This window comes from Pseudarthrobacter sp. NPDC055928, assembly GCF_042270935.1.
Classification (GTDB): domain Bacteria; phylum Actinomycetota; class Actinomycetes; order Actinomycetales; family Micrococcaceae; genus Arthrobacter.
In genome coordinates, this window is record NZ_JBHJZH010000038.1 from 1 (window position 1) to 5,726 (window position 5,726).

The window sequence follows — 5,726 nt, forward strand, 5'->3', positions numbered from 1 at the left end:
GGCCAACCCGCCCAACGCATCTCCCTGCCACGCCGCAGCCTCCGCGACTGCCTCGCCGAAGAACTCCGCCGCCTCGACCCCGACGAGGTCTTCGGCCAAGTGGTCCAGTCTTTGGAGTGGCCACCCAAAATTGCAAATCCTGCCGAGACTGCACCGGCGGAACGCGCACTGGATGACTGCCGGGCAGGGCGGCTCGTCCATGCTTAGCGATACTCACAGCAGACGCAATGAGAAGCTGCGAAGGACTATCGAAGGTTGGTCAGTAGGCGTTCTTGGCATGTTGGCCATGCTTGGGATTACCTACGCATCGTTCCAATACCCCGGGTGGTGACCTCGGCTCCAGCTATCCGCAGCTATCCATGGAGCCGCGGACCTGGGCTATCGCCGGCCAGCCTGTTCTGAATCCGTGGGCGCCGGGGTGGAGCCCGTGGGCTACCGAGCGGCGTGGCCCCGCCCCTTGACCGCTGCTACGCGGCGTCCAATTGCCCCAGGCAGTAGTTCTTGAACCAGTGCCGGATCCGCTGCGGCAACCGCGGATAAACCACGGCAGTGCACTTCATGGTGAAGTCGAATCGGCGACCATGGCTGGCGCTCCAGGGCAATCCAAAACCGTCGCGTAGATGGTCCGGCAGCAGGCCGGCGGTGAGGAACCGGGCAAACGGCATGACGGCGCGGTACCAGAGCGGCCCGCCCCGCGGATGGAGGAGGCCGTGGGCCACACGCACTGCGGCGTCGTCGGCAGTGAGGGACTCTACGCGAGAGTTCCAGTAAACGCGGAACGCCGCCCGGTCCGGCGGCCATAGTTCCGCCGGGAGCTGCAGGGCTGTCCCAAGTTTGGCGTAGTCGCGGTACATCAGATCGGCCGTTTCGTCGTCGAGGGGTCCATAGACCCGCTCGAAGACGGTGACGGCGGTGTCGTACAGCGTAGCCACTACCCAGAGCTGCGAATCCGCGTCAAAGGCGCTGTACCCGTTCGAGGTTTCATCCGGGGCGCGCTGGACCGGTGCATGGGCGCGGTTCACCCGGCGGCGGACGGCTGCTACTTGCCCCTCGGTGCCATAGACGATCGCGTAGACGTAAGTAAGAGTGCCGCGAAGGCGGTCGAGCGGACGTTCCGTAAAGTGACTGTGCTCCGCAACGCCGTGACCCACGGCCGGGTTGGCTATCTGCAGCAAAATGGCGCGGCCTGCCCCGGCGAGCAGAATGCCTTCTGCGCCTATGTCGGCAAGTCCGGGAACCATGCCCACAAATGTACCGGAGACAGCCAACACGGGGCACGCCGGAACCGGACGACGGCGGCCGCCTCCCGCCGTCGTCCGTTCCCGTTGTCTGGCGCAACATTTTGGCGAACCCGCCGTACCACCCTATTCTTTGGTTAGCTAAGGCTTACCTAACCACGGAGATCCACGTGACCACCACTGAAACTGCCCCCCGCGACAGTTCCCCGGCCATGCCGCCGGAGATCTTCCGGGACCCATGGGGCATTCCGCACCTCCGGGCAGGCTCCCCTGACGAGCTGTCCTTCCTTCAGGGCTACAACGCTGCCGCCGACCGTTCCTGGCAGATCGAGATGGAACGCTGGCGGTCAGAGGGCAGGACGGCTGAGCATCTGGGAGCGGACGGGCTGGACTGGGACCGGTTTGTGCGCCGGGTGCGGCTGGATGACACAGCGCGCCGGTGCTTCGAGAACCTCGACGACGACACCAGGCGCTGGTGCACGGCCTACGTCGACGGCGTGAACCATGCACTCGAAACAGGCCGCCGGGATGCCGACGAGTTCCGCGCAACTGAGACCGCACCCGCCGCCTGGGAGCCGTGGACGCCGTTGGGTGTTTTCCTGGTCCACCACATCCTCTTCGGCACGTTCCCCAACAAACTCTGGCGCGAACACGTGGCCACGACCCTCGGCGACGACGCGGTGGGCCTGTTCAGTATCGAAGCTCCCGTGTGGGCCGGCAGCAACGCGTGGGCCGCGGCGGGCAGGCTGACCGCATCCGGTTCACCACTCATCGCAGGCGATCCGCATCGCCTCATGGAACTGCCGGGCGTCTACCAGCAGGTACGGCTCGCGTGCCCGGAGTTCGACGTCGTCGGGCTGGCTTTTCCCGGCGTGCCCGGGATCCCCCATTTTGGCCACGCCGGGTCAGTCGCCTGGGCTGTCACTAATGCCATGGCCGATTACCAGGACCTGTTCCGCGAGCAGCTGCGGGACCAGGACGGCGGGGTTGCCGCATTGGGGCCCAGTGGCTGGGAGCCTGTCCTCGCGCACCACGCGGAAGAGATTCTGGTGCGCGGCTCGGCGGCGGAAACCGTGGAGGTCATCGAAACTGCCCGGGGTCCGGTCATCTCGGGAGGGTCCGACGGCGGTGCGCTGAGCCTGCGGACGCCGGCTCGGTCGGCGGGAACCCTGGGCTTCGAGGCCCTCCTGCCGCTCCTGCGGAGCCGATCCGCGGCGGAGGTGGAGGCAGCGCTGGACTCCTGGGTGGAGCCGGTGAACTGTGTGCTGGTTGCCGATACCAGCGGTGATGTCCGCCAACTGGTCGCCGGAAAGGTCCCCGTCCGAAGCCGGCACAACCGGGTCCGCCCTGTCCCGGCGTGGGCGGCGGACCACCAGTGGACGGGTGCGTGGGAGAAAATGCCCAGTTCCCATGTGCCTTCCCTGGCCGTGAACGCCAATGACCGAGATTCCGGCGGCGGGGAACTGCTGGGGCTTGAGTTCGCCCCGGCCCACCGCGCCCGGCGGATCCGGCACCTGTTGGAGGATCATGGGCCTGGGCTGGATGCAGCTGCCATGCAGCGGATCCACATGGACACCCATCTCGGTTCCTGGCCAACGCTCCGCGCCCTGCTCCGGGGATGCGGTTCGCTTTCTGCTCCGGCGGTTGCCCTCCGGGGGCGGCTGCTGTCATGGGACGGCCACATGGATGGAAACAGCAGCGGCGCCGGCGCGTTTGCGGCCTGGAGGTCTGCGCTGGTCCTCGCCCTGGCGCGCACGCCCAAACTGCTGCCCCTGGCCGAACCACACGGCCACTCCCCTCTCTTCGGTCCCTGGCTCTACGCCGCCTCACGTGTGGGCTTCGCCCTTGAAACACTGATCGCCGACGGCCCGGCAGCCGGCGTCGACGTCGCCGGGGCCGCACGGGAGGCGCTGGAGGAACTCGCAGCAGCAGCACCCACCGATACGTGGGGATCCAGCCATACTGTGCTGCCGCTGCATGCCCTGGACGAGCACGGCCCTCGCGGACTGGCGCCCACAGTCCCCCTCACCAGTTTGTCCGGGGATACCGGCTGCGTCCTGTCCACAGAGAGCCTGCCCGGGGTGACCGACGGGTCGTTCCGCGGACCGGTGGCCCGCTACGTCTGGGATCTGGTGGACCGGGCCGCGAGCCGCTGGATCGTCCCTTTCGGCGCCTCGGGACACCCCGACCACGAGCACTTCGCCAGCCAGCTGCCCCTTTGGGCTGCCGGTGACCTCATCCCCGTCATCACCGACTGGGAGCAGCTGACCAAGGAGAACCATGACCCACGCTGACACTGCCGTTCCGCTCTCCGTCAGGGACGCCGTCTACACGGAAGAGCTGCCTGGCCTGGGGCAGCTGAGGCTCATCCCGCTCGCTCCGGAAAGCGATGCCGACCTGCTTCACGGCTGGGTCACGGAGGACCGCGCGAGGTTCTGGGGCATGCAGTCCATGGGCCGGGACGAAGTCCGGGACATCTACCTGTTCGTGGACAGCCTGGAAACCCATCACGCCTATCTGATCTCCGTCGATGACGAACCCGCGGGACTGTTCCAGACGTACGAGCCGCTGCAGGATCCGGTGGCTGACGCTTACCCTGCGCGCCCCGGGGATACCGGGCTGCATCTGCTATTGGCTCCGGCTGCACATCCGGTCCCGAACTTCACCGCCACCGTGCTCGCGGGCCTGATCCGGTTTCTGCTGTCCGACCCTGCTAAGGACCGCGTTGTCGCGGAGCCGGACGCCCGGAACAGCAAGGCGATCGGGCGGTTCGTGAGCTTCGGGTTCGAGGCGGGCGCCCAGGTACAGCTGGCTGAGAAGAAAGCACAGCTGGTATTCCTCACCCGCGAACGGTTCGAGTCCCGGAAGGGGTAGCGCCGATGCAGGCCATTCTTTTCCCCACAACGCACAACAGTGACTATCTGTTCGGGCTGGCCAGCCACATCTGGGTGGGCGACTGCCTGTTCCCCTCCGCCCACAACCGCCGGGACGCCTACGCCCTGCCGGCTTTCGACATCAACGGTCACTGGGTCTACCCGTCCCGGTACAACACGTATCTTTCGCCGCAGCTGCCCGTCTATGTCCTCGAAGATGAGTTTTTGGTGTCCACCGGCCACGGGCCGGAGGAGCCGGGGCTGCCACTCTTCGAGATCCGCTGCATGTGCCTGCCTCAGCTGGAGGAGTAAACGCCCGGCCTATCGCCGGGCGTTCCTTCGCGCGATAGGTTGAGGGAATGACGGCAACCTACCGGTACGACGTGGAGGTCCTGCACCTGCTGGTCTCCCCGGCGCATGCTTATTTCGGGCGGGCCCGCGAAGGAGCCGCCGACGTCCCCACAACGGATGCGGACCGGGTGGAGCTCGTGGCCGGCAAAGGGATCGTGGGCGACCGGTTCTTCGGCAAAGCGGCGCACATGGACGCCGCCGTCACGGTGATGGCCGTCGAAGCACTGGAGTCCATCGCCGCTGAATTGGGAACGGCGCCTTTCAACCCGCTGCTGACACGGCGCAACGTGATCCTTCGGGGAGCGGACCTGCCTCCCCTGCTCGGCGGCGAATTTGCCCTCGAATCACGCGGCAACGTGGCGAGGTTCAAGGCAGGCCGTCCCGCTCACCCCTGCGCGTGGATGGACCAGATGCTCGCCCCGGGCGCCCACAAGGCAATGCGCGGACGTGGCGGCATCCGCTGCCAGGTACTAAGCGACGGCGTCCTGTACCGCGGGCCGGCGGTCCTGATCAGCCCGGTACTGCTGGACCCCGAACGCGCCGGTGCGCCCACGCTGTTCCGGCCTTCCCGACTGCCCTAGCGTCAGGCAACGACTCAACGTTGCTGTGCAGCAACATTTGGTGGGTAGGTTCGTCAGGGTCCGGAGGGCCAGGTACTTCCAGCGAAACGGCCTATACCTAGGTCTCCGGGAACCACACCCAGATATTCGCAGAAATCGTCTAATTTTGGAAAATCACTACGGGTTTTGACCACTTCGACCACCTAGAGGTGAACACGTCGCGCTATTTTCCTGTCGGGGGAACAACCACAGGCGGCGCGTTGCGTTGACCGGTTTGAGGAGCGACATCCATGAACAAGGCGTCGAAAATTATCGGAGCCGTCCTGGACGGAGTGGCGGCGGGACTGGCACTGTCCTTCATCCTGTGCGTGGCTACCAGCGTGATAGCCATTTCGACTGGTTCTCCAGCGACCCTACTGGGGATATTCAAAGCCACGGCCGGAACCGAAAACGGCGCGCTGGCCCTGCAATTCCAGCCTAACTTCTCCGGAATCATTGTCCTCATCGCCTTGACCGTGACGGTCAGCGTCGTGGCGGCTGTTCGAAAAAGCAAGGCATCACCGGGGCCATCCCGGCACCCAGGGTGATTGCTGCCGCCACAGTCGCCTGGACCGTGCTCAGAGCCTGGACTCGGGCGGGAAGGCGGCCAAGGACGGACTGAACAGCCACGAAACGCAAGCGGACGACGGCGGGAGGTTCCCGCC

General features: G+C 66.1%; 7 protein-coding genes. 6 read left to right on the forward strand and 1 reads right to left on the reverse strand.

All coding sequences use genetic code 11. The annotated features are described in order from the left end of the window. On the forward strand, positions 1-207 hold a 207-nt coding region (locus ACFC25_RS22540), incomplete at its 5' end, for an OpcA/G6PD domain-containing protein (protein ID WP_376049301.1). A 260-nt stretch (positions 208-467) separates the two neighbouring features. Here ACFC25_RS22540 and ACFC25_RS22545 read toward each other — a convergent pair. After that, positions 468-1,241: an oxygenase MpaB family protein gene (locus tag ACFC25_RS22545; protein ID WP_376049304.1), complete on the reverse strand. Its 774-nt coding sequence runs from the start codon at positions 1,239-1,241 to the stop codon at positions 468-470. A gap of 167 nt (positions 1,242-1,408) precedes the next feature. Between ACFC25_RS22545 and ACFC25_RS22550 the strand changes: the two genes are divergently transcribed. From ACFC25_RS22550 to ACFC25_RS22570, 5 genes are all read left to right on the forward strand, one after another. Continuing rightward, positions 1,409-3,532 carry a penicillin acylase family protein gene (locus tag ACFC25_RS22550; protein ID WP_376049307.1) on the forward strand — a complete coding sequence of 708 codons (2,124 nt, stop codon included), beginning with the start codon at positions 1,409-1,411 and terminating at the stop codon, positions 3,530-3,532. Further along, entirely contained in the window at positions 3,519-4,112 is a 594-nt protein-coding gene (locus ACFC25_RS22555; protein WP_376049310.1) for a GNAT family N-acetyltransferase, read from the forward strand. Before ACFC25_RS22550 ends, ACFC25_RS22555 begins: the two co-directional genes overlap by 14 nt. A 5-nt stretch (positions 4,113-4,117) precedes the next feature. Next, positions 4,118-4,423, forward strand: a complete 306-nt coding sequence (locus tag ACFC25_RS22560) for a hypothetical protein (protein ID WP_376049313.1) — start codon at positions 4,118-4,120, stop codon at positions 4,421-4,423. Between the two features lie 47 nt (positions 4,424-4,470). Next, positions 4,471-5,043 (forward strand): MOSC domain-containing protein, encoded by a 573-nt coding sequence (locus ACFC25_RS22565; protein WP_376049316.1) that lies wholly within the window; start codon positions 4,471-4,473, stop codon positions 5,041-5,043. Positions 5,044-5,312: 269 nt separating this feature from the next. Further along, positions 5,313-5,609: a hypothetical protein gene (locus ACFC25_RS22570; RefSeq protein ID WP_337349214.1), complete on the forward strand. Its 297-nt coding sequence runs from the start codon at positions 5,313-5,315 to the stop codon at positions 5,607-5,609. Positions 5,610-5,726 lie beyond the last annotated feature (117 nt).